The organism is Microbacterium sp. B19(2022), from assembly GCF_012030385.1.
Taxonomy (GTDB): Bacteria; Actinomycetota; Actinomycetes; order Actinomycetales; family Microbacteriaceae; genus Microbacterium; species Microbacterium oxydans_B.
On record NZ_JAAUVO010000012.1, the window covers coordinates 49284 to 70537 of the forward strand.

The 21254-nt window shown below is 67.6% G+C and carries 18 protein-coding genes; 8 read left to right on the forward strand and 10 right to left on the reverse strand.

The window, feature by feature from the left end; translation table 11 throughout:
* Position 1 precedes the first annotated feature (1 nt).
* The 7 genes from HCX50_RS12345 to HCX50_RS12375 form a co-directional block, all read right to left on the reverse strand.
* Positions 2-1237 carry a pyridoxal phosphate-dependent aminotransferase gene (locus tag HCX50_RS12345; RefSeq protein WP_167634584.1) on the reverse strand — a complete coding sequence of 412 codons (1236 nt, stop codon included), beginning with the start codon at positions 1235-1237 and terminating at the stop codon, positions 2-4.
* An 11-nt stretch (positions 1238-1248) separates the two neighbouring features.
* On the reverse strand, positions 1249-2610 hold the full coding sequence (locus tag HCX50_RS12350; protein ID WP_167634585.1) for an aminotransferase class I/II-fold pyridoxal phosphate-dependent enzyme: 1362 nt from the start codon (positions 2608-2610) through the stop codon (positions 1249-1251).
* Positions 2611-2714: 104 nt separating this feature from the next.
* On the reverse strand, positions 2715-4094 hold the full coding sequence (locus HCX50_RS12355) for a flavin monoamine oxidase family protein (RefSeq protein ID WP_272953105.1): 1380 nt from the start codon (positions 4092-4094) through the stop codon (positions 2715-2717).
* A 124-nt stretch (positions 4095-4218) separates the two neighbouring features.
* Positions 4219-5031: an ABC transporter permease gene (locus HCX50_RS12360; protein WP_105710546.1), complete on the reverse strand. Its 813-nt coding sequence runs from the start codon at positions 5029-5031 to the stop codon at positions 4219-4221.
* A 7-nt stretch (positions 5032-5038) separates the two neighbouring features.
* Positions 5039-5866: an ABC transporter permease gene (locus tag HCX50_RS12365; RefSeq protein WP_029262205.1), complete on the reverse strand. Its 828-nt coding sequence runs from the start codon at positions 5864-5866 to the stop codon at positions 5039-5041.
* Positions 5867-5940: 74 nt separating this feature from the next.
* A complete protein-coding gene (locus HCX50_RS12370) occupies positions 5941-7128 on the reverse strand; it encodes an extracellular solute-binding protein (RefSeq protein ID WP_167634587.1) in 1188 nt (395 codons plus the stop codon).
* A 73-nt stretch (positions 7129-7201) separates the two neighbouring features.
* The gene (locus HCX50_RS12375) at positions 7202-8269 is read right to left on the reverse strand and encodes an ABC transporter ATP-binding protein (RefSeq protein ID WP_167634588.1); all 1068 of its coding nucleotides are present in this window, start codon (positions 8267-8269) and stop codon (positions 7202-7204) included.
* Positions 8270-8385: 116 nt separating this feature from the next.
* On the opposite strand from HCX50_RS12375, the gene HCX50_RS12380 reads away from it, so the two are divergent.
* Genes HCX50_RS12380 through HCX50_RS12400 form a run of 5 tightly spaced genes read left to right on the forward strand, consistent with a single transcriptional unit; the run spans position 8386 to position 12571 of the window.
* On the forward strand, positions 8386-9177 hold the full coding sequence (locus tag HCX50_RS12380) for a FadR/GntR family transcriptional regulator (RefSeq protein WP_029273944.1): 792 nt from the start codon (positions 8386-8388) through the stop codon (positions 9175-9177).
* Positions 9178-9214: 37 nt separating this feature from the next.
* The gene (locus tag HCX50_RS12385; RefSeq protein WP_091028527.1) at positions 9215-9916 is read left to right on the forward strand and encodes a cache domain-containing protein; all 702 of its coding nucleotides are present in this window, start codon (positions 9215-9217) and stop codon (positions 9914-9916) included.
* 48 nt (positions 9917-9964) lie between these two features.
* Complete coding sequence (locus HCX50_RS12390; RefSeq protein ID WP_167634589.1) at positions 9965-10750, forward strand: DNA/RNA non-specific endonuclease; 786 nt, start codon at positions 9965-9967, stop codon at positions 10748-10750.
* A gap of 27 nt (positions 10751-10777) precedes the next feature.
* Positions 10778-11491, forward strand: a complete 714-nt coding sequence (locus HCX50_RS12395; RefSeq protein ID WP_091028534.1) for a hypothetical protein — start codon at positions 10778-10780, stop codon at positions 11489-11491.
* 60 nt (positions 11492-11551) lie between these two features.
* Entirely contained in the window at positions 11552-12571 is a 1020-nt protein-coding gene (locus HCX50_RS12400) for a LacI family DNA-binding transcriptional regulator (RefSeq protein ID WP_091028537.1), read from the forward strand.
* Between the two features lie 69 nt (positions 12572-12640).
* On the opposite strand, the gene HCX50_RS20200 is transcribed toward HCX50_RS12400, so the two are convergent.
* The 3 genes from HCX50_RS20200 to HCX50_RS12415 form a co-directional block, all read right to left on the reverse strand.
* On the reverse strand, positions 12641-14794 hold the full coding sequence (locus HCX50_RS20200) for an RICIN domain-containing protein (RefSeq protein WP_337749588.1): 2154 nt from the start codon (positions 14792-14794) through the stop codon (positions 12641-12643).
* A 181-nt stretch (positions 14795-14975) separates the two neighbouring features.
* On the reverse strand, positions 14976-16208 hold the full coding sequence (locus HCX50_RS12410; RefSeq protein WP_337749589.1) for a family 1 glycosylhydrolase: 1233 nt from the start codon (positions 16206-16208) through the stop codon (positions 14976-14978).
* Between the two features lie 121 nt (positions 16209-16329).
* Complete coding sequence (locus tag HCX50_RS12415) at positions 16330-17586, reverse strand: ABC transporter substrate-binding protein (RefSeq protein ID WP_167634591.1); 1257 nt, start codon at positions 17584-17586, stop codon at positions 16330-16332.
* 246 nt (positions 17587-17832) lie between these two features.
* Here HCX50_RS12415 and HCX50_RS12420 point away from each other — a divergent pair, with 246 nt between their 5' ends.
* The 3 genes from HCX50_RS12420 (at position 17833) to arfA (ending at position 21252) form a co-directional block, all read left to right on the forward strand.
* Positions 17833-18783 (forward strand): carbohydrate ABC transporter permease, encoded by a 951-nt coding sequence (locus HCX50_RS12420; protein ID WP_091028547.1) that lies wholly within the window; start codon positions 17833-17835, stop codon positions 18781-18783.
* On the forward strand, positions 18780-19634 hold the full coding sequence (locus tag HCX50_RS12425; protein ID WP_091028551.1) for a carbohydrate ABC transporter permease: 855 nt from the start codon (positions 18780-18782) through the stop codon (positions 19632-19634). The genes HCX50_RS12420 and HCX50_RS12425 overlap by 4 nt, the downstream gene beginning before the upstream one ends.
* Before the next feature lie 67 nt (positions 19635-19701).
* A complete protein-coding gene (gene arfA, locus HCX50_RS12430) occupies positions 19702-21252 on the forward strand; it encodes an arabinosylfuranosidase ArfA (RefSeq protein ID WP_091028557.1) in 1551 nt (516 codons plus the stop codon).
* Positions 21253-21254 lie beyond the last annotated feature (2 nt).

A 21254-nucleotide genomic window follows, 5' to 3' on the forward strand; every position in this document is an offset into this window, starting at 1 on the left:
CTCAGCGCCCTGGCGGAGAGTATCCGCTCAGAAAGGAGCCGAAGCGTCGGAGCGCGTCGGCGAGCACGTCGGTCTGGGGGAGGAAGGCGATCCGCACATGATCGGGGGTACGCAGATGGAACGCCCTCCCGTGCACGAGGAGGATGCGCTCCGCGTCGAGGAGGTCGAGGACCAGCCGTTCGTCGTCGTCGATGCGGTGCAGCTCCGGATCGAGTCGCGGGAAGAGATACAGCCCCCCACCCGCGGCCTGGGTGCGGACACCCGGAATCGCGTCGAGCGCGTCGAGCGCCGCATCCCGTTGCCGCGTGAGCCGGCCATCGGATGCGACCAGTGCGTCGAGCGAGTCATCCTGCGTCAGCGCGGCCGTGATCGCGTGCTGCGCGGGAACCGATGCGCACATCCGCATGGACGCCAGCAGGCGCACGCCGGAGAGGAACTGGTCATCGGCATGGAACCCGGTGACCGTCATCCAGGCGGCACGGTAGCCCGCGACGCGGTGGGTCTTGGACAGCCCGGCGAACGTGACGCAGGGGACATCCGGCGCGATCTGGGCGGTGGAGAGGTGCTCGAACCCGGGATAGACGACCCGGTCGTAGATCTCATCGGAGAGCAGCAGCAGCCCGTGTCGTCGCGCGAGCTCGGCGATCTGCTCGAGCACCTCGCGCCCGTACACCGCCCCCGTCGGGTTGTTCGGGTTGATGAGGACGATCGCCGCGGTGTGCGGGCCGATCAGCGACTCCATCGCCGCGAGGTCGGGCATCCAGCCTTCGGACTCGACACAGGGGTAGTGCACCGGCTGCCCTCCGGAGAGCACGGTCGATGCGGTCCACAGCGGATAGTCCGGGCTCGGGATCAGCACCTCGTCGCCCGGCTCCAGCAAGGCCTGCAGAGTGAGTCCGACAAGCTCGGAGACGCCGTTGCCGACCGTGATGTCGTCGATCGAAAGAGCGGGGAAACCGCGGCGGCGGGCGTAGTGCGCAGCGATCGCCTCGCGGGTCTCGGGCAGGCCGGCCGATTCCGAGTACCCGTGCGCGTGCGGGAGCGCGGAGCGCAGTGCCTCGACGATGGCCGGCGGAGCCTCGAATCCGAAGGGCGCCGGGTTGCCGATGTCGAGCCGCAGGATGGACTCACCGCTGCGCTCGAGTTCGGCTGCGCGTGCCGCGACGGGGCCGCGGAGGTCGTACAGCACACCCTCCAGCCGGGAGGAGCGTCCGATTCGATACTCGGCTTCGGCCATCCCACCCGCCCTCATGACTCCGCTCCCGTCCCGCGGGTGCCGGCGATGGCACCGGCGAGGTCGTCGACGAGGCGCTGCGTGTCGGCCTCGTCGAGGTCGTGCACGGTCAGACGCAGGTGCGTGTCACCGGACGAGCCGTCAGGATCGAGCGCGAACTCCGCACCGGAGCGGGCGAGCCAGCCCCGCAACGCGAGACGACGGGACACCTCGGCGGTATCGCCCTGGACGTCGACCCAGACGTTGAGCCCGTCGTCGCCCTGCGCGTGCACTCCCCGTGCGGCCAGCTGCGCGACGAACGCGCGGTTGCGTGCCGCATAGTGTGTGCCGGCGTCGGCGATCAGGCTCTGCGTGGCGGCATCGCGCAGCATCCCGGCGGCGAGCCTCTGCATCACGTGACTGACCCACATCGTGCCGGGGCTGAGTCGCAGGGCGAGCCGGTTCGCGGTGACCGGATCGGATGCCGTGACCGCGAGGCGCATGTCGGGTCCGAGGAACTTCGACACCGAGCGCACGAGCGCCCATCGTTGATGGGTGGGCGCGATGATGCTGGAGTACGGCGTGGTCGAGAGCAACGAGAAGTGGTCGTCTTCGATGACCAGCACGTGCGGGTGCTCGGCGAGAACCTCGCGAAGCGCCATCGCCCGTGCCGCGGTGATGCCGACCCCGGTCGGGTTGTGCGCGCGCGGCGTGCAGACGATCGCGCGGGCGCCGCTTTCCAGGGCGGTGCGCAGGCCCTCGACGGTCATCCCCTCGCGGTCGACGGGGATCGCGACGGGCGCGTACCCGGCGAGGCGTGCGGTGTGGATGCTGGAGAGGAAGCACGGGTCTTCGAGACCGACACGGTCGCCCTGCACCAGGCTCTGGGCGAGCAGGCGCTCGACGGCGTCCACGGCCCCGGCGGTGATCGACAGACGGAACGGACGAGGGTGGTCGGCGGCGATCCACTCCGTGGCCCATTCGGCCAGTGCGGGGTCGATCACGGACTCGCCGTAGAGCACGTGGGCGGGCTCGACACCGGCGAAGGCGGCGGCGAGGTCGGGAAGATGCGCGGCATCGGGGTTGCCGCTGCCGATGTCGCGCAGCACCGTCCCCGCGGTGTAACCCTCGTCGGGGTTCTGCGCGGGACCGAGCACCGTCGTGCCGGTGCGGCCGCCCGTGATCGCGACGCGCGCGGTGACCAGCGAGCGGTAGGCCGCGAGCACCGTGTTGCGGTTGACGCCGAGGCGGGCGGCGAGGGCCCGGACCGAGGGGAGGTGATCGCCGGGGGCGAGCTCGCCGCGATCGACGAGATCGCGCACGCTCTCCGAGATCTCGGCGGCGGTGGCGCCCGCGATGCGGTCGGAGACGTCGTCGCGATCGCGTGCCTGAGCCATGGCTCGACGCTATTCGAGATTTTGACCTATGTCAAAGTGGCACCGAGGCGGCAGAGGAGCGGGACCTGCTCCACCGGCCCCGCTCCTCCCCTACTCCCGCGCCGCTACGACGCGACCAGCACCGCCTGCGCCGCTTCGAGCCCGCTGGAGTGCGCGCTCGCGACCGAGCTCTTGATCGCCCCGGCCCAGAACAGCGTGTCCTTCGCCGGCCGGTAGATCGTGTCCTGATCCCGCTCGCCGGTCGCATACGCCCCGAGGGCGAACTCGTCGTCGCGCCAGTCGTAGTTCGACGCGTTCACGTAGTTCAGCCCCTGGTCGCCGGCGAGCTTGCGCACTCCGGCGAGCGCCGCGTCGAACCGCTCCTTCTCCGGAAGCGCGAGCAGCTCCCGCGCGCGATCCCCGGTGTCCCAGGCCACGATGAGCTGGCCGTCGTAGCCGGGCATCCCGGTGGACTCGTCCCAGAACTGGCAGGGCCCCTCGTCGTGCTGGTTCACCATGTCGAAGCTCTCCGGGCGCACCGGGTGGTCGAACTCGAGGATGGTCTTGTACGCGACGGTCTGCTTCACCGCGTCGATGGCCGCCATCCGGTCGTCCTCCAGCGGCGGCGAGAAGGTGATCGACTTCTTCTGCAGCACCCCGATGGGCACCGTGACGACGCAGGCATCCGCCTCGAACGTCTCGGATCCCGCCTGCACGCTCACTCCGGATCCGGAGTAGTCGATCATCTCGATCGGCGTCTCCAACCGCACCTCCACGCCTTCCCCCACGGCGTTCAGGATGTCGACGTACGGCGCGAGCAGCTTGTAGTCACCGGCGTACCCGTCGGGCTCGATCACCCCGGTCTTCGACACCGTCAGGCAGGCGGTCAGCGTGTCGACGACACCGTAGGCCGGGTAGACGGCGAACTGCTCGGTGTCGACCTGGATGCCCAACAGCGCGAGCGGGTAGTTCGTCGGCGCGATGCCGAGGCGCTCCAGGTACTGCAGCGCCGACTCCTTCGCCGTCGGCTCCGGCAGCGGCACCGCGAGCGCAGGCGTGCCCTCGGGGAAGGCGTAGAAGTCGGGGGTGTCCCAGCCGACCCACGGCGTGCTCGGGCTGTAGCGGGAGAACTTGTTCTCGAACTTCCGCCCCTCGATCCCGAGCTTCTGCGCCCAGGCCCAGGTCTCGGTGTCCGGGCCGCCGTGACACAGCGATGCGCCGCGCTCGTGCGGGATGCTCATCAGGGTGCGGTCGGTCCACAGGCGTCCGCCCACGCGGTCGCGCGCCTCGAGCACGATCACCTTCTTGCCGGCGTCGATCAGCTCCCGCGCGGCGGCCATGCCGGCGGAGCCCGCCCCGATGACGATGACGTCGTACGACCCTCCTCCGCTCCCTGCGGACGGCGAGGGCGATGCCTCATCCGGCCCGCACCCGACGAGCATGATCGCGCCCGCCCCGAGCATCCCGCCCAGCACTGCACGCCGCGAGAAGACGACGTCACTCATGCGCTTTTCCATCAACGAACTCCTTTGATCGTGGAAGACCGAAAACTGCTGTGTGCCTGACTGCAGCCCCCTGCAGTCCCCCAGATCTGAGTGAGCGTCGCATCCGGCGACGCCCGCGTCCGCGTCAGTCGCGCTCGTCGACCTCCTTCCCGAGCCGCTGTGAGATCCACACCGGGATGAAGGACGCGACGATGACGACCGTCGCGACGACGTTGACGACGTTGGCCTCATTGGGCCGCGCCATCTGGTTCATGATCCACAGCGGCAGGGTGTCGACGCCGGGAGGAGCCGTGAAGATCGTCACGTACACCTCGTCGAAGCTGAGGGCGAAGGCGAGGATGGCGCCGGCGATGAGCGCGCTGCGGAACTGCGGAAGCGTCACCAGCACGAATGTCTGCCACGGGCTCGCCCCGAGGTCCTTCGACGCCTCCTCGATGCCGGGGTTCATCCGTCGCAGCCGCGCGAGCACGTTGTTGAACACCATGACGATGCAGAAGGTGCCGTGCGCGATGATCATGCCGTAGAACCCGACCTGGATGCCGATGGGCTCCAGGATCTGGTTGTACGTGTTGTTCAGGGCGACACCGGTGACGATGCCCGGAAGGGCGATCGGCAGCACCACGAGGAGGTTCACGGCGCGCTGACCGAAGAACGAGTACCGCTGCAGCGCGAAGGCCACGAGCGTTCCGAGGATCACGGCGATCACGGTGGCACCGGAGGCGACGAGGACCGAGTTCAGCAGAGCCGCGCGCACCGGCTCGCTGGTGAACGCCTTGCCCCACCATTCGAGCGAGAACCCGGTGACCGGCCAGCTCACGATGCGCGCGGAGTTGAACGAGTTGAGCACGACGAGCGCGAGCGGGATGTACATGAACGCGAGCACGATCGCGACGATGATTCCGAGCACGACCTTGGAGGTGCGGGACAGTCTCAGCATGCGCGACTCACATCCTTTCCAGAGCACCGGTGCGCTGCACGCTCACCAGGTAGACGACGACGAAGGCGATCGGCACGAGCGAGTACGCGGCCGCCAGCGGCGGGTTCAGGTTGATGTTCGACGCGATCACGCTGCCGATCATCTGCGTGTCGCCGCCGACGAACCGGGCGACGAGGTAGTCGCCGAGGCTCAGGGAGAACGTGAACACCGAACCCGCGATGAGGGCGGGCTTGATGAGCGGGAGCACGACCGAGACGATCGTGCGCCAGGATCCGGCACCGAGGTCGGCGGAGGCGTCGAAGAGGTTGGGCGGCAGTTGTCGGATCGCGGTGTACACCGGGACCGCCATGTACGGCAGCCACAGGTACGTGAGGGTCAGCACGACGGTCAGGATGCTGAAGCCGGGGCCGGAGAGCCCGAGGGGTGCGAGCAGCCAGTTCGCGAAGCCCTGCTCGGTGAAGGTGATCCGCATCGCGAGCACCTTGACCAGGTAGCCGGCCCAGAGCGGCAGGGTGATCGAGACCGCGAGGAGTGCCCGCAGCCAGGGCGAGGCCACCTTCGCCATGAAGATGCCGAGGGGGACGGAGATGAGCACGGCGAGCACCGTCACGGCGAGCGCGATCCCGAGGGTGCGCAGCGAGGTCGACAGGTAGGCCGGATTGACGAAGAGCTGCTCGAAGTTGCGCAGCGTGAAACCGGGCTTCACCTTCGAGGTGAAGGGGTCGGTGATCCAGAAGGCGGTCACGAGGAGCATGACCAGCGAGAAGATGTAGATCCCGATGAGCCAGCTCATCGGAAGAGCGAGGAGCCCGGCGATGCGGAGGCGGCGCTTCATGTCGATCCCGTTCGTGGTGGCGGAAGATCTGCGGAGGTGAGGGGCGGGCCGGACGACCCGCCCCTCGATGCGGCTCAGCCCTTGACCGAGAGCCAGGCGTCCGTCCACTGCTGGAAGTTCGTGCAGGTGACGTCGGTGCGGCCGTCGATGCACTGCTCGATCGGAGTCGTCCAGAACCAGACGTTCTTGAAGTACTCCTCGTCGGTGGCGTTGAAGTAGTCGCAGTGCGCCTTCGCCTCATCGCTGGTGTCACAGAAGGCGGCGTTCGCGGGCGCCATGCCGAAGTTCATCGCGATCGCGCCGTTCACCTCCGGCGAAGACGAGTAGTCCATCCACGCGTAAGCGCAGTTCGGGTTCTTCGACTCGGTCGCCATCATCCAGGCGTCCGACCACCCGGTCGAGCCCTCTTCCGGGAGCACGCTCTTGAACTTGTCATCCTCGGTCAGCTTGCGCAGCACCTCCCACGACGTGCCGAGCACCGTGGTGCCGCCCGCGAACGAGGTGATCTGCGCCGCGGGGTCGGACCAGTACTCGGAGACGATGTCGTTCTGCTGCTTGAGCAGGTCGATCGCCGCATCCAGCTGTTTCTGGTCGAGCGCGTACGGGTTCGTGATGCCGAGGTCGGGCTCGTGCGCCATCAGGTACACCGCGGCGTCGGCGATGTAGATCGGGGCGTCGTAGGCGATGACCTTGCCCGCGTAGGGGCTGTCCTTCTCCCACGCGATGTCCCAGCTGGTGGGCTCCTCGGTCACGACATCGCTGTTGTACTGCAGGATGTTCGCGCCGCGGCCGATCGGGATGCCGTAGGACTTGCCGTTGATGGTGTCGTAGATCTGGCCCTTCATGCCCTCGACGATGTCGTCGCCGAAGTTCGGGATGAGCTCGAGGTTCAACGGCTGCACGTCGCCACCCGCGATCAGGCGCAGGCTCGCGTCGCCCGAGGCGGAGACCAGGTCATAGTCGCCGGTGCGCATGAGCTGGACCATCTCGTCGCTGGTGCCGGCGACGCGGCGGTTCACGACGCAGCCGGTCTCGGTGGTGAAGGCATCGCTCCAGGCGGGCTCGACGAATCCACTCCAGGCGACGATGTTGACCTCGCCCTCGTAGTCGCCGAGCTCCTCCTGCATGGCGATGTCGGGAACGTCGATCTGGAGTCCGCCGCCCCCTTCGGCCGGCGTCTCCTCTCCGCCGGTGGAACAGCCGGACAGGGCTAGGGCGGCGACCGCGGTCATCGCCGCGGCGGCCAGGATCTTCTTACGCATGGATCGCTCCTTCGTGATCGGTGCTGCTGTGTTCTCAGGTGTTCGGGTGTTGCGGTGTTTCAGGTGCGGTTCTTCAGGGAAGCCGGGCCGCGTGGTCGGGTGACCAGACGGCACGGACGTGGTGTCCGCGGGCGAGATCGTCGTCGGCGGAGTGGCGCGCGTTCGGGCGTTCGGCGATGAGGTCGAGGCCCGCGTCGGTCGTCACGAGGTAGCGGGTGGCGGGGCCCGTGTAGACGATCTCGCTGATCGTGCCGGTGAGCGAGACCTCGCCCGCGGCGAGCGCCGCATCCGGTCCGGTCAGCCGCATCCGCTCCGGACGCACGCTCATGGTCCGCCGGTCGCCGGTCAGGCTCTCAGCCAGCTCTCCGCCGATGAGGTTCGAGAGCCCGAGGAAGCGTGCGACGAATTCGGTCTCCGGGCGCTCGTACACATCCCGCGCGGTGCCGACCTGCTCGATCCGGCCGCCGTTGAACACCGCGACGCGGTCGCTCAGGGTGAGGGCCTCCTCCTGGTCATGGGTGACGAAGATGAAGGTGATGCCGACCTCGCGCTGGATCTGCTTGAGCTCGATCTGCATCTGCTCGCGGAGCTGCTTGTCGAGCGCGCCGAGCGGTTCGTCGAGCAGCAGCACCTGGGGGCGCAGGATGAGGGCGCGGGCCAGGGCGATCCGCTGCCTCTGCCCGCCGGAGAGCTGGTGCGGCAGACGGTCGGCGACGTGGTCGAGCCGCACCTGCTCCAGCGAGGTCTGCACCCGAGCGGCCCTGGCGCTCTTGCCCTCGCCGCGGACGCGCAATCCGTAGCCGACGTTGTCGGCGATGGTCAGGTGCGGGAACAGCGCGTAGTCCTGGAAGACGGTGTTGACCGGACGGGCGTGCGGAGGGGTCCTGGTCACGTCGACGCCGGAGAGGCGGATGCTGCCGGAGGTGGTGTCTTCGAAGCCGGCGATCATGCGCAGCACCGTCGTCTTGCCCGAGCCCGACGGACCGAGCATCGAGAGGAACTCCCCCGAGGCGACCTCGAGGTCGAGGTCCCGGACGGCGGTGAACTCGCCGAACGACTTCGTGACGCCGCTCAGGGTCACCGTCCCGTCGGGACGGGCGGCCTCTGAGGCTGCGGGTGCTGCGGGTGCCGTGGCGATCATCTCGCGCTCCTCGGTCATCGTCGAACTCGGAAGATTCCCAAAACATATAAACCCAGAGGTAATATGTCAACAGCGAGTTTCTTGGGTATGGTGAGCGCGGAAGGGAGAATCGCAGAATGGCATCGAGCTCGACGACGCATCCGACGCACGCCCCTGCCGACCCCTCCCCCGACGCGGAGCACGAGCAACCGCACCGCCTTCAGGGCGCGCTGTTCCAGCCCATCGGCGACGAGGGCAGGGCCGAGCTCGTCGAGCGCCGCCTGGTCGACGCGATCACCCGCGGCCACCTCCGTGCCGGCGAGCGCCTCCCCTCCGAGGCCGACCTCAGCAAGAGCCTCGGCGTCGCTCCGGTGACCGTGCGCGAGGCGCTTCTCGCGTTGCGCGGTCGCGGTCTCGTCGTCACCAGACGCGGGCGCAACGGCGGCAGCTTCGTCGCCGCACACGCCGATCCCCTGACGTTCGCGCGGGAAGCAGTGCGTCGCACCTCGCGCGTCGCCCTGCGCGATCTCGGCGCGCACTACGCCGCCATCACCGGTGCCTGCGTCCGCCTCGCGGCGAGGCGCGCCGACCCCAGCGAGACCCAGCGGGTCCGTCGTCGGATGGACCGTATCGACGAACTCGACACCGAGGCGCAGCGCCGGCTGCTCGACGACGTGCAGATCGAGATCGTCGCGCTCAGCCAGTCGGCGCGATTGACTCGCGAGCAGATGAAGCTCCAGGCAGAGCTCTCGCCGTACCTGCGTCTCGTCGCGCACGAGACCGAGAATCTTCGACGGCAGGGCGCGCACCTCGCCGCCGTCATCGACGCCGTGGAGGCCGGAGACCCCGACGCCGCCGGGGCGAGGACCGAGCTCATGGCCGCCGAGACCATCGACGCGCTGATCCGGCTCCAGGCCGCGAACGGTTAGTTCCGAAGACCCGCATCGACGTGCACAGGAGGACGCGATGAACACAGCAACCGACACCGCCACCCAGGCCGCGGCCGCGATCGTGGAGGACTACTTCTCCGCGCCCGTGCGGGCCCTGGTCGACTGGGTGGGCCCGTTCGCCACCCAGGTCGCCGAGGCCAGGGCCACCGGGCCGCTCACCCGCTCGAAGATCGATGCCCTGGTGCGCCCGCATGCCCTGAAGACACTCGACCTGCGCGGCGTGCCCGTCTACGGCGCCGGGTTCATCGCGGCGATCGATCTGCTCGCCGACGCCCACAGCCACCTGGCGTGGTGGCAGGGCGACGACCGGCGGCAGCTCGTGCTCGCCTCGCAGTCGCTCAACAAGGAGAACATCGACTACAGCGCGCTCGAGTGGTACCGCGTGCCGATGACCACCGGCGAGCCGCATGTGGCCGGCCCTTACGTCGACTACCTCTGCAGCGACGAGTACACGATCACGATCGCCGTGCCCGCCGACGTGGACGGACAGCGGATCGGCGTCGCCGGACTCGACCTGCTCGTGTCGGCGGTCGAGCGGGACCTGACCCACCGGTTCGCCGCGCTGGGCAGCGAGGTCACGCTGACGAACGGCGTCGGACGCGTGGTCGTGTCGACCGATCCGCGATGGGCGACCGGCGACTCGGTGCGGGGCAGCGGTCTCGCCGACCTGCCGCGGGTCGCCTGCCCCACCGTCGCGCTCGATGTGATCGTGGGCTGAGTCGACCTGACCCGTGCGCGCGTCGGTGGCACCGGGCACGATGAGGGCATGACCGACGGCTACGATCCGGAGTTCCTCGGAGCGACTCTCCCCCTCCCGCGCCCCGCGCAAACAGTGCGCCCACTCCCCTATCCACGCTTCACGGTGCTGCTCGATCCCGTGCGGCAGCTCGCCGCGGTGACCGCGGTGAACATCGACGGCGGCTCTCTGCAGGAACTCCCGCGCACCGGCGACTGGCGCCTCGACGAGCGCGTGCCGGCCGCCGAGCAGACCGGGCCGGAGGTGTATGCCCACAACGACCTCGACCGCGGGCACCTCGTGCGCCGCCGCGATCCCGGATGGGGGCCGGTCGACGTGGCTCGCGCCGCCACCGAGGCGACCTTCTTCTACCCGAACGCCGCACCGCAGGCCGCCGGCTTCAACCAGTCGAAGGAGCTCTGGCTCGGCCTCGAAGACCACGTGCTCGCGTATGCCGAGACCACGGATCAGCGGGTCTCGGTCTTCACCGCGCCGATCCTCGCCGCGGACGACCCGCCGTACCGCGGCATCCGGATCCCGCTGCGATTCTGGAAGATCGCCGCCTGGCAGGGGCCGGACGGTCTCGCCGCCGCTGGTTTCGTTCTCGATCAGTCCGAGCTCGTCGACACCCGCGAGGGCATTCTCGCCGTACCGCCGCTGGGCGCCTTCCGCACGTTCCAGGTGCCGGTCGCCGACATCGCCACCCTGACCGGCATCGACCTGGGACCACTGCCGGAAGCGGATGTGCAGGAGCGGCCCGGAGCCCGCGAGACGGGGTGGCGGAGTCTGGGCGCTGCGGACGACATCCTGTTGTGATGCGGGCTGAGGAGGCACACTGGACCGATGGAGTTCAGCGGAGTGGTCCCGACGGACGCGCCAGACCCGAGCATCGAGGCGGAGGCCCGGCTGCGGAGTCTTCCCTTCCCCGTCTTCGAGCTGCGGTCGCAGCCCGCGCTCACGCGCATGTCGATCACCGGCTTCACGGAGATCGGCGGCCCGGCGGGCACCGACGAGGTGTCAGCGGAGTTCAGCTACACGTTGTGGCGGTACCCCGACGATCACACCGATCCCCGCAATGAGATCGAGCTGGACGAGGCGACGAGGCGTTCCCTCGAAGACGAACCGCCATGGGGGCGTCCGGCCTGGCTGATCGAGCAGGTACAGGCTTTCCGGTATCCGATGCTGTGGGAAGCGGTGCGCACCACCTGGCGCGCTTCCCGCGCTCGCGAGGGCAGCACCCTCTCCGATCAGCTCGTCGCGCACACCAACCACATCCTGCGCAACCGATTCCGCGAGGAGCTCGGCCTGTCCCGGGATCCGCGCGACGACGACGATGCGTGGACCGCCACGATCACCGCGGTATCGGACACCTCGCTCGACGTCGACGGAGAACACCGCCCCGGGCTGCAGATCGACACCGACCCGTTCGTCTACAGCATCGGCTTCCGCGTCGACGAGCATGTGGTGTGCACGGCGGTGGTGCCGCGGGACGCCCTGCCCCTCGTCGACCTCTCCTTCACGCGCCTCTCGACGCCACCCCAGGAGCCTCACCCCTGAGGCTGCGAGGTGATTACGACGTTGTATCATCAAGGACGGTGATGACGTCTGGGAGGTCGTATGGCAGCCACCCTCCACGACGTGGCGAATCTCGCCGGCGTCTCGATCAAGACCGTCTCCAACGTCGTCAACGACTACCCGCATGTCAAGGAGTCGACGAGGACCCGCGTACGCCAGGCGATCGAAGAGCTCAATTACCAGCCGAACCTTTCGGCACGCTCTCTCCGCTCCGGACGGAGCGGCGTGATCGGGCTGGTGCTTCCCGAGTTGAGCCTCAGCTACTTCGGGGAACTCGCCGACGCGGTCATCGCCGAGGCGGAGAGACACGGTCTCGTGGTGCTCATCGAGAAGACCGGCGCCGACCGTGACCGCGAGATCGCCGTCCTGACGAGCCCACGCATGCAGCTCACCGACGGGCTCATCTTCAGCCCCCTCGGCATGGGTCAGGCGGATGCTCAGCACTTCGAGGTCGACTTCCCGGTGGTGCTGCTCGGCGAGCGCATCTTCGGGGGACCTGTCGATCACGTCACCATGCGCAACGTCGAAGCTGCGCAGGCGGCGACGGAACTGCTCCTTCAGGCCGGTCGACGACGCATCGCTCTCGTCGGCGCACACGTCGATGAGGATGTGGGATCCGCAGCCCTCCGCACCCAGGGCTACGAGCAGGCACTCGCCGCCGCCGGCATCGAGGTCGATCAGTCGCTCGTGCGGTACACGACGCTCTGGCACCGGTCGAACGGAGCCGAGGCGATCCGCGACCTTCTGAATGACGGCGTCGAGTTCGATGCCGTGTTCGGGCTCAACGACGCGCTCGCGCTCGGCGCGATGCGCGCCCTCCAGGAGGCAGGCCTCCGCATTCCCGACGACGTCTCGGTCGTGGGCTTCGACGACATCGACGAGGCCCAGTACACGCTCCCGAGCCTGTCGACGATCAACCCCGGTCGGGAGCAGATCGCCGCTCTCGCCGTGGAGCTGCTCCTCACCCGCATCCGTGACGGCGGCGGTCGGCCGTCGGACCCCCGCGAGGTGCTGGTCGACTTCGAGGTGGTCGTCCGCGAGTCCGCCGTCCCGTCGGACTGACCCGGGCCGGGACACAGGAGCGGAGCGGCCGATGTCTCCGACCGCCCCGCGCCCCGCATCACGCCTTCATCACTGGATGCCCTCCTTGATGAGGCGCCACTCCTGGCACGCCGCCCCGGTCGGACCCCACTGCTGCGCGACCGCCCCGTCGGCCGTCGAGCACGAGCCGATCTCGAGGAGCTTCGCACTGTTCGCGTTGGCGATGGTCCAGTAGCCCGCGCTGTTGGGCGCCAGGTTCCAGCGCTGCGTGGCGGTGCCACTCGCCGACCGCTGGACCGCGTCGGTGCCGTCAGCGGTGGAGGCGCCGGGGATCTCGAGGAGCTTCCGGCTGTTCTTGTTCACGAGTTCGAACGTTCCCCCCGTCGCGGGCTGCACCTTCCAGATCTGCGTGGCGTTCGCTGTCGGCCCCCACTGCCCGGCGGGGGCACCGTCGGTCGTGAGCGCGGACAGGATCTCGAGAACCTTGCCGCTGTTGCGGTTCAGCACCTGGAATGTCGCCGGCAGGGTGGTTCCACTCTTGTGGAGCTGGATCTGGTCGAGCTCGGCGAAGGTGCCCGAGTACGCGAACCGCACGGTGTTCGACCCGGCATTGAGGGTGACGGACTTCTGCGCCCAGAGGTAGCGCCCCCAATCAGCCGTGGCGGGATAGCTGATGTTCGTCGCCGTCCCTCCGTTCACCGACACCGCATGACCGCTCGTGGACCCCATCCCGTTGGCGTACCGGACATTGAGGTCGTATGTACCCGCCTGCGGAGCATCGACGGTGAAGGTCACCGTGCTGTCCGCGAAGTTGATGTTGCCGACCTTGCTCCCGTTCGAGGCGTCGCCGTGCGTCACGAGAGTGGTGTTCGTCCGCGCGGCGTTCTCCGCCTCGTAGGCGGTCGCCGTGAGCGGGATCGTCCCGACCCGGATGTCGTTGTAGAGGTAGGTCTGGCTGGGGTTCGACGGATTCGCGCGGTAGTTGTCGACGTTCACCGCCTGGTACAGCGTGCGACCATCCGGGCTGTAGTCGATCCCCTGCGCGAAGCCGGTGATCGAGCTCGGCCCGTTGAACGTCACGGCGAAGGGCAGTCGCTCCCACGGTCCGGCGCCGAGGTTGTAGTTGACGAAGAAGTTCTGGCCCCCGTCGAGGTTGCCGGCGGCGTCGAGTCCCCACTTCGAGGCGACGACGATCATTCCCTTCGGTCCTCCGGTGGGCACCCACTTCACCGTCGGGGACGATCCGATTCCGCGACCGTCGGCGAGTTCGACCGGCGTTCCCAGACTCGTCGTCGTTCCCCAGTTGAGGCCATCGGGCGACTTCTTGAAGAACACGGGCGAGGCGTTCGAGAACGCGTATCCCTGAGCATTCACCACTTCGTAGGTCGCGATGTAGGAGCCGTCGGGCAGCTTGTCCACCGTGATCATCCCTGGGCGATGCGTGGAGTCGGTCGGTGCGGACACGTTCGAGAGCGCGCCCCATGTCTGACCGCCGTCGAGCGAGCGCCGGTAGGAGACGGCCTGGAGAACGCCGTTCGCCTTCTGCCGTTCATCCGAGAAGTAGGCGACGAGACCGCCCCCGCCATCGATCGCCAGCGTCGGCTCCCAGACGGTCGTGGTCGTGGAGGTCGAGGAGGGGTCGTAGATCGCCGGCCCACCCGTGTCGATCGTGCTCACGTAGCTCCACGAGGCCCCTCGGTCGGTGCTCTTGTAGACGACGAGCTTCGTCACCGACGACGCGGCGTTGCGGTCAGCGGGTCTGATCTGGCCGGTGAGCAGGATCGTGCCGGCCGCGAGGTTTCCGGTCGTCTGCGGAACCTCGAAGAGGAACGGCTGTGCAAGGCGGTCGAGCTGCGTCGTGCTCTCCTGTCCGGCGGTCCCGGGGAACTGCAGCCCCGGGTTGACCGCCGAGATCTTCTGCCAACTCGTGCCGTCGTTGGTGCTGCGGAAGATCGGCCACTCCTGGTGGCATGCCAGGGCGGGGTTCGCGAGGCATGCCTGCGTGTCGGTCGTGGGGTTGGAGCTCGGGTTGACGTCCTTGATCAGACGCCCGTCGTCGAACGTGTTCAGGAGCGTCCCATTGGAGGTTCCGTTGTGCTTGAGGGCGATGATCTTGGCGTAGGCCGTGCCGGTCGCGTCTCCGCCCTCATCGTTGAACGACGAACCGTTCGGCGGGGCGTACACGAGCGATCCGTTGCCCGTCGTCACCGCCTGAGCCGATGTCGCGACGAATCCCGTCGCCACGAGTGCCAGCGTCGCGGCGATGGCGGACAGTCCTGCCAGCCTCCCGCGAGATCTCTGTTCCGATAACCGCTTCATTGCGTCCTCCGAGGTTGGGGTCCTGACGCGGAGATCCCCATCAGGATTTACATCGTTGTAAATGGAGAATTGCACAACGTTGTAAATCAGTCAAGAGCCGCGACGATCAGGCCCGGGTATGCCGCAGGAACGCGTCCGCCACCGGTGTGCGATACCGCTGGAGCACACCATCGCCGTCCTCTTCGAGCGCCCACAGTCCCATGGAGAGGCGGTAGTCCATCGGCTTGCCGTCTCCCGGGCGATAGGACCACTCGACCATGTCCGTGATGCACCACCATGTGTATCCGATGACGTCGACACCCGTCGCACGAAGATCCTCCACCGCTGCGATCGACGCATCCATCCAGGCGATCCGCTCTTCGACGGTGCCGGTGTAACTCGTCTCGGTCAGGAAGACGGGCCGCTCGTAGCGCGCGGCGAACGACTCGATGACGTCGGCCAGCCCTTCGGTGCCGGCGTCGAGGCGCGGCCGGAGGTCGCGGGGACCCCCGGTGTGCACCACCCCTGCTTCGAAGACCTCCGTGGAGTGCTGCGGGTAGTAGTTGACGCCGACCACGTCGGGGATCGCCGTGTTCTCGCTGGCCCAGGCGAAGTCCTCGTCGGTGAACCCGTTCTCCCGCAGGTACGGCACGAGCGGGTGATCGCCGCCGACGCGTCCCATCACGAGGTCCTGCACGATGTATGCGCGATGCCGCAGGTGCTCATGAGTGTCGCTGTGCGCGGCGGTGTCGCCCGCGAACCGGAAGGAGGCCTCGACGTGCACGAAGTCGGCATCCGGATCGACGGCAGCGATCGCCCGCTGCGTTGTGACGATCCCGCGTGAGATCCCTCGAAGAACCCCGACGAAGCCGCGATCCCCGGAGCGGTACGGCGGCCACTGCGCGAACTCGCCGCAGTACATGATGTTCAGAAGCGGCTCGTTGAGCGGTGTGTAGTGCCGGATCCGACCTCGATACCTTTCTGCGACGGCGGCCGCGTATTCGGCGACGCGCTCCGGGTACTCCGGATTGACGAACTGATCCTCGAGCCAGAGCGGTGTCCCGTAGTGGACGAGATCGGCGATGAGCTCGATCCCCAGCTCGTCGAAGCGGTCGATGACTCCATCGAGCCACTCCCAGTCCCACTCTCCCGGCGCCGGGTTGACGCGATACCAGGGGATCCCCCACCGCACCATCTCGCTTCCGACTTCGGCGCAGTAGCCGAGATCCTCCGACCAGAAGCGGTAGTGCTGCATGAGTTCGTACTCATCCAGCGCACGCTCACCCGGCCGTGTCTGAGGGATGAAGGTGTCCTCCACTCCCATCGCGAATCGCAGGCGTCCGTCCTCGAACCAGTTCACGTCGTCGTCCTCTTTCTCGGATCCGAGGATCCGTTTGGCTCTCTCAGCCGGGTGTCGGGCGCCCGACACACGGCAACCCGCACCGATCGGGAGCGTCGGTGCGGGTGGTCGTGCAACGGAGTCAGCCCGCCAGGGCCGCCTCCATCTCTTGCTCCGCCGTGCGGAGCAACTCCGCGGGGTCGCCGCCGGCGAGCGCTTTCTGCGTGGCGGTGTCGAGCGCGGTGAGCACATCCGTGGACGGGATGACACCCGGCAGGAGTGCGGCACCGTACTGGGACTGCTCGGTGAGGGCAGACACGACCGGATTCTCCGCGACATCCTCAGCCGAAACCTCCGACGTGAGCGGGGGCCAGCCGGAAGCCAGCGACCACGTGACCATGTTCTCCTTCTGATAGAACCACGTGAAGAACTTCTCGGCCGCCGCCTTCTCCTCCGCCGATGCCTGAGCGGTGATGCTCATGTCGACGGCGAGAGCGGAGGCCACGATCCCATCAGGCCCGGCCGGGAGCGGAGCGATGCCGTACTCGATGCCCGATTCCTCGGAGACGGTGGCGAGCCACGGACCCCCGAGGGTCATCGCGACCTTCCCCGCACTGAAGAGTCCATCGGCGTCGGCGCCCGTGATGCCGGTCGGCGAGAACTTCCCGGCGGCGACGGCATCGGACCAATACGTGAGGGTCTCGACGTTCTCCGGCGAATCGACCACGACGTCGCCGTCGGCGGTCACGACATCGCCACCGCCGCTCTTGAACAGAGACGGCCAGACGCCGTTGCCCACGGTCGCGTTGTCCTGGAGGGCGAGTCCATACTGCTCGGGCTCACCGTCTCCGTTCGCGTCGACGGTGAGCGCGGTCGCGGCAGCGACCCACTCGTCCCACGTCGTCGGAACGGAGACGCCGGCCGCTTCGAACATCGCGGTGTTGTAGAACATCGTCAGCGGGGTGAAGCTCAGCGGAGCCCCGAAGCGCTCGCCGTCGACGATGCCGGTATCGACCGCACCGGGGTTGAGAACGTCCGAGGCACTGTCGCTCTCGTACCAGTCGTCGAGGGGCTGGAGTGCACCTTTCGACGCGAAGACCGGGATGTTCTCGGGAGGGATCGCCATGAGCTGCGGCCCCTTCTTCGCGGTCAGCGCCGGCAGAGCCGAGTCCAGGAGTGTCGCCCAGGGCTTGACCGACGGCGTGATCTTGACCTCATCCTGCGACTTGTTGAACTCGGCGACGAGGTCGTTCAGCACCTCGCCATCCGCTTCCGTGTAGCCGTGCCAGAAGTCGAGCTCGATCACTCCGCCCTCCTCGGAGGGGGTGCCGGCCGACGAGCAGCCGGCCAGGGCGAGCAGAAGGACGCTCGCGAACGCTGCGGGTAGTGCTTTCTTCATCAGGGGAACCTCCACTGTTCGACCACTCTGTCGGCGCGGAGGACGGGTGTCCTCATCATCGCTTTACAACGTTGTAAGTAAACGTTATAGAGGTTATGGTTCTCGATGTCCCGCAAAAAGTCAAGCTGTTCAGTCGACCGCCCCCATGGTCGCCCGCTCGCGATCATCCGACACCGGGGCGACGAGTTGACGAGCCGCCCCCGAGGTCCTTACTGTGTGGGTTACAACGTTGTAGAGAGAGTGACGATGACTGCCACGACTTCCCCACCCACCCGTCGCCGCCGTCCGCCGGCGCAGCTCGGCGGGCGCGGCCCGATCGGAGGCGCAGCGAAGCGTCGCCTGACGATCCTGGCCTTCCTCGTGCCGGCTCTGACGATCCTCGCTCTGTTCGTCTTCTGGCCGATGCTGTCTGCGCTCAGGCTCTCGTTCACCGATGCGAGCGGCTTCGGACTCGAGGAGTACGTGGGCTTCGCGAACTACGTCGAGGTCTTCACCGACCCCGAGATGCTCCAGGCGATGAGCAACACGGTGCTGTACACCGTCCTCTTCACGCCGGTGGCCGTGGTGCTCGCGCTCCTGCTCGCCCTCGCGCTCAACAGCCCGAATCTGCCACTGCGAGGCATGTTCCGCACGTGGCTGTTCCTGCCGTTCATCGTCTCCCTCGCCGTCGCCGCGTTCGCCTGGCAGTATCTGCTCGACCCGCAGGTGGGCCTCCTGAACTACTGGCTGCAGGCCTTCGGCATCCGCATCGGCAACGTGCTCCAGGATCCGGTACTCGCGATGCCGACCGTTGTCCTGGTCGCCGTGTGGAAGAACTTCGCGTTCTACATGATCGTCTTCCTCGCCGGGCTCCAGGAGATACCGAAGAGCCTGTACGAGGCGGCCAACATGGACGGCGCCGGCCCCATAGCCCGCTTCCGCAACGTCACCCTCCCCCTGCTGGGCAACACCACGGGATTCGTGCTCATCATCGCGACGATCGCCGCGCTCCAGGCCTTCGACCAGATCTATGTGCTCACCGGCGGTGGACCGTATCGCAGCACGCAGACGATCGTCATGCAGATCTACCAGTCCGGATTCCGTGACCTCGAACTCGGCTTCGCCTCCGCGGTGTCGTACGTGCTGCTCATCGCGACGCTCGTCCTGAGCCTCGTCCAGTTCGCCCTCTCGGGCCGTCGAGCGAAGGACGCCGCATGACCGACATCGCCCTCTCCCGACGCCGCCCGACACGACTGCGCGTCGGTCGCGGACTCTACTTCCTGGCGATGCTGTTCGTCACACTCCTGATCCTGCTGCCGATCCTCATCATCGTCTTCACCGCCTTCAAGCCGGTGTCCGAGGTCAACGCCTTCCCACCCTCGCTCGTTCCGGGGACGTGGACACTCGACAACTTCGAGCGGATCTTCACGGATCTGCCGTTCGCCCGGCTGATATTCAACAGCTTCGTCTTCGCGGGCGGAGTCACGATCTGTGCGCTCGTCTTCGATTCTCTGGCCGCATACGTGCTCGCCCGCATCGACTTCCGCGGAAGTCGCGTACTCCTCGTCGTGATCGTGGCGAGCCTGATGATCCCGTTCCAGGCGACCCTCATCCCGATCTACCAACTCGTCTCGGACTTCGGCTGGGTGAACACGTTCTGGGGCCTCATCATCCCCCGCGCGGCAGACGCCTTCGGGATCTTCTTCCTCCGCCAGTTCTTCCTCTCCCTCCCGCGCGATCTCGACAACGCCGCCCGCATAGACGGGGCTTCGGAGTTCCGGATCTTCCGCAGCGTCGTGCTCCCCAACGCCGTCCCCGCCCTTCTCACACTGGGCATCTACACGTTCGTCAACAACTGGAACGATCTGCTGTGGCCGCTCGTCTTCACGACGGAGCAGGAGATGGGGACCATCACCTCCGGGCTCACATTGCTCACGGGGCCCAGCGGGATCATCCCCTACGGCGTCATGATGGCCGGCTCCCTGATCGCCGTGGTGCCGCTCGCGATCATGTTCCTCTTCGTCCAACGACGCTTCATCGAGAGCGTCGCGAGCACCGGGCTCAAGTAGACCGACCATCCGCACGTCGGCCGCGACCCGCTCGTGAGCACCGTGAAGACCTGACCGAAAGGCAGAAATGACCGCCGCACGATTGACCTTCGACACTCAGCTTCCGGTCGGGGCTGTGAACCGCCGTGTCTTCGGCTCCTTCGTGGAGCATCTGGGCCGATCCGTCTACGACGGCATCTACGAGCCCGGGCACCCGAGCGCCGACGCCGAGGGATTTCGCTCCGACGTGAAGGCGCTGGTGTCCGAGCTCGGGGTGAGCGCGATCCGTTACCCCGGTGGGAACTTCGTCTCCGGGTTCCGTTGGGAGGACAGTGTGGGTCCGCGCTCGCAGCGTCCCGCCCGGCTCGACCTCGCCTGGCATTCGACGGAATCGAACGAGGTGGGGCTGCACGAGTTCGCTTCGTGGCTGGAGTCCGTCGGCAGTGAGCTCATGCTCGCCGTGAACCTGGGTACACGCGGCACGCTGGAGGCACTCGATCTCCTGGAGTACACGAACCTGCGATCTGGCTCGGCACGGGCGGCGGAGCGCGCCGCGAACGGCCGGACCGAGCCGTTCGACGTGCGGATGTGGTGTCTCGGGAACGAGATGGACGGCCCGTGGCAGCTCGGGCACCGCTCGGCGGACGACTACGGCAAGCTCGCCGCGCAGACCGCTCGCGCGATGCGGATGTTCGATCCCTCACTCGAGCTGGTCGTCTGCGGCTCCTCCAGTCGCTCGATGCCCACCTTCGGCGAATGGGAGCGCGTCGTCCTCTCCCACACGTACGACGACATCGACTACATCTCCTGCCACGCGTACTACGAGGAGAAGGGCGGCGATCTCGGGAGCTTCCTCGCCTCATCCGTCGACATGGACGAGTTCATCTCGTCGGTGATCGCGACCGTCGACCACGTCAAAGCGACGAAGCGCAGCGACCATGTCGTGAACCTCTCCTTCGACGAGTGGAACGTCTGGTACAACACCCGGTTCGAGACCGTGGACAAGATCACCGGTGCGCAGAACTGGCCCACGGCGCCGAGACTCCTCGAAGATGCCTACTCCGTGGCGGACGCCGTGGTCGTGGGCAGCCTCCTCATCTCGCTGCTGCGCCGGGCAGACAGGGTGACGAGCGCTTCGCTCGCTCAGCTGGTCAACGTCATCGCCCCGATCATGACGGAGCCGGGCGGGATCGCCTGGAAGCAGACGACCTTCTTCCCGTTCGCCGTCACCTCCGAACTCGCGACCGGGCTGTCGATCCCCACTCATATCGAGTGCGACCGGTATGAGACCGACACCTACGGGAGCGTGCCGGTCGTCGATGCCGTGACGACGTTCGACTCCCCCACGGGCAGCGTCGGCCTGTTCATGGTCAACCGCTCGCAGACCGACCCGGTGACCCTCTCCTTCGACGTCGCGGAATTCGGCACGGTACTGGAAGCGTCCGCGCGGACCCTCAGCGACGATGATGTGTACGCCGTGAACACGCTCGACGATCCGGAGCGCGTGACTCTTCGACAGAACGAGACACTGGTCATCGCCGATGGCGTCGCGGTCGTCGAGCTGCCGCCCGTCTCGTGGACGGCCGTCAGTCTCCGGGTCGCCTCGGCGGCAGCCGCCGAGGAGGGCGCGTCTCGGTGAGC

Coding starts and splice junctions, on each gene's coding strand:
- HCX50_RS12345 (WP_167634584.1), bottom strand. CDS start 1,237: ATGGCCGAAGCCGAGTATCGAATCGGACGCTCCTCCCGGCTGGAGGGT.
- HCX50_RS12350 (WP_167634585.1), bottom strand. CDS start 2,610: ATGGCTCAGGCACGCGATCGCGACGACGTCTCCGACCGCATCGCGGGC.
- HCX50_RS12355 (WP_272953105.1), bottom strand. CDS start 4,094: ATGAGTGACGTCGTCTTCTCGCGGCGTGCAGTGCTGGGCGGGATGCTC.
- HCX50_RS12360 (WP_105710546.1), bottom strand. CDS start 5,031: ATGCTGAGACTGTCCCGCACCTCCAAGGTCGTGCTCGGAATCATCGTC.
- HCX50_RS12365 (WP_029262205.1), bottom strand. CDS start 5,866: ATGAAGCGCCGCCTCCGCATCGCCGGGCTCCTCGCTCTTCCGATGAGC.
- HCX50_RS12370 (WP_167634587.1), bottom strand. CDS start 7,128: ATGCGTAAGAAGATCCTGGCCGCCGCGGCGATGACCGCGGTCGCCGCC.
- HCX50_RS12375 (WP_167634588.1), bottom strand. CDS start 8,269: ATGATCGCCACGGCACCCGCAGCACCCGCAGCCTCAGAGGCCGCCCGT.
- HCX50_RS12380 (WP_029273944.1), top strand. CDS start 8,386: ATGGCATCGAGCTCGACGACGCATCCGACGCACGCCCCTGCCGACCCC.
- HCX50_RS12385 (WP_091028527.1), top strand. CDS start 9,215: ATGAACACAGCAACCGACACCGCCACCCAGGCCGCGGCCGCGATCGTG.
- HCX50_RS12390 (WP_167634589.1), top strand. CDS start 9,965: ATGACCGACGGCTACGATCCGGAGTTCCTCGGAGCGACTCTCCCCCTC.
- HCX50_RS12395 (WP_091028534.1), top strand. CDS start 10,778: ATGGAGTTCAGCGGAGTGGTCCCGACGGACGCGCCAGACCCGAGCATC.
- HCX50_RS12400 (WP_091028537.1), top strand. CDS start 11,552: ATGGCAGCCACCCTCCACGACGTGGCGAATCTCGCCGGCGTCTCGATC.
- HCX50_RS12415 (WP_167634591.1), bottom strand. CDS start 17,586: ATGAAGAAAGCACTACCCGCAGCGTTCGCGAGCGTCCTTCTGCTCGCC.
- HCX50_RS12420 (WP_091028547.1), top strand. CDS start 17,833: ATGACTGCCACGACTTCCCCACCCACCCGTCGCCGCCGTCCGCCGGCG.
- HCX50_RS12425 (WP_091028551.1), top strand. CDS start 18,780: ATGACCGACATCGCCCTCTCCCGACGCCGCCCGACACGACTGCGCGTC.
- arfA (WP_091028557.1), top strand. CDS start 19,702: ATGACCGCCGCACGATTGACCTTCGACACTCAGCTTCCGGTCGGGGCT.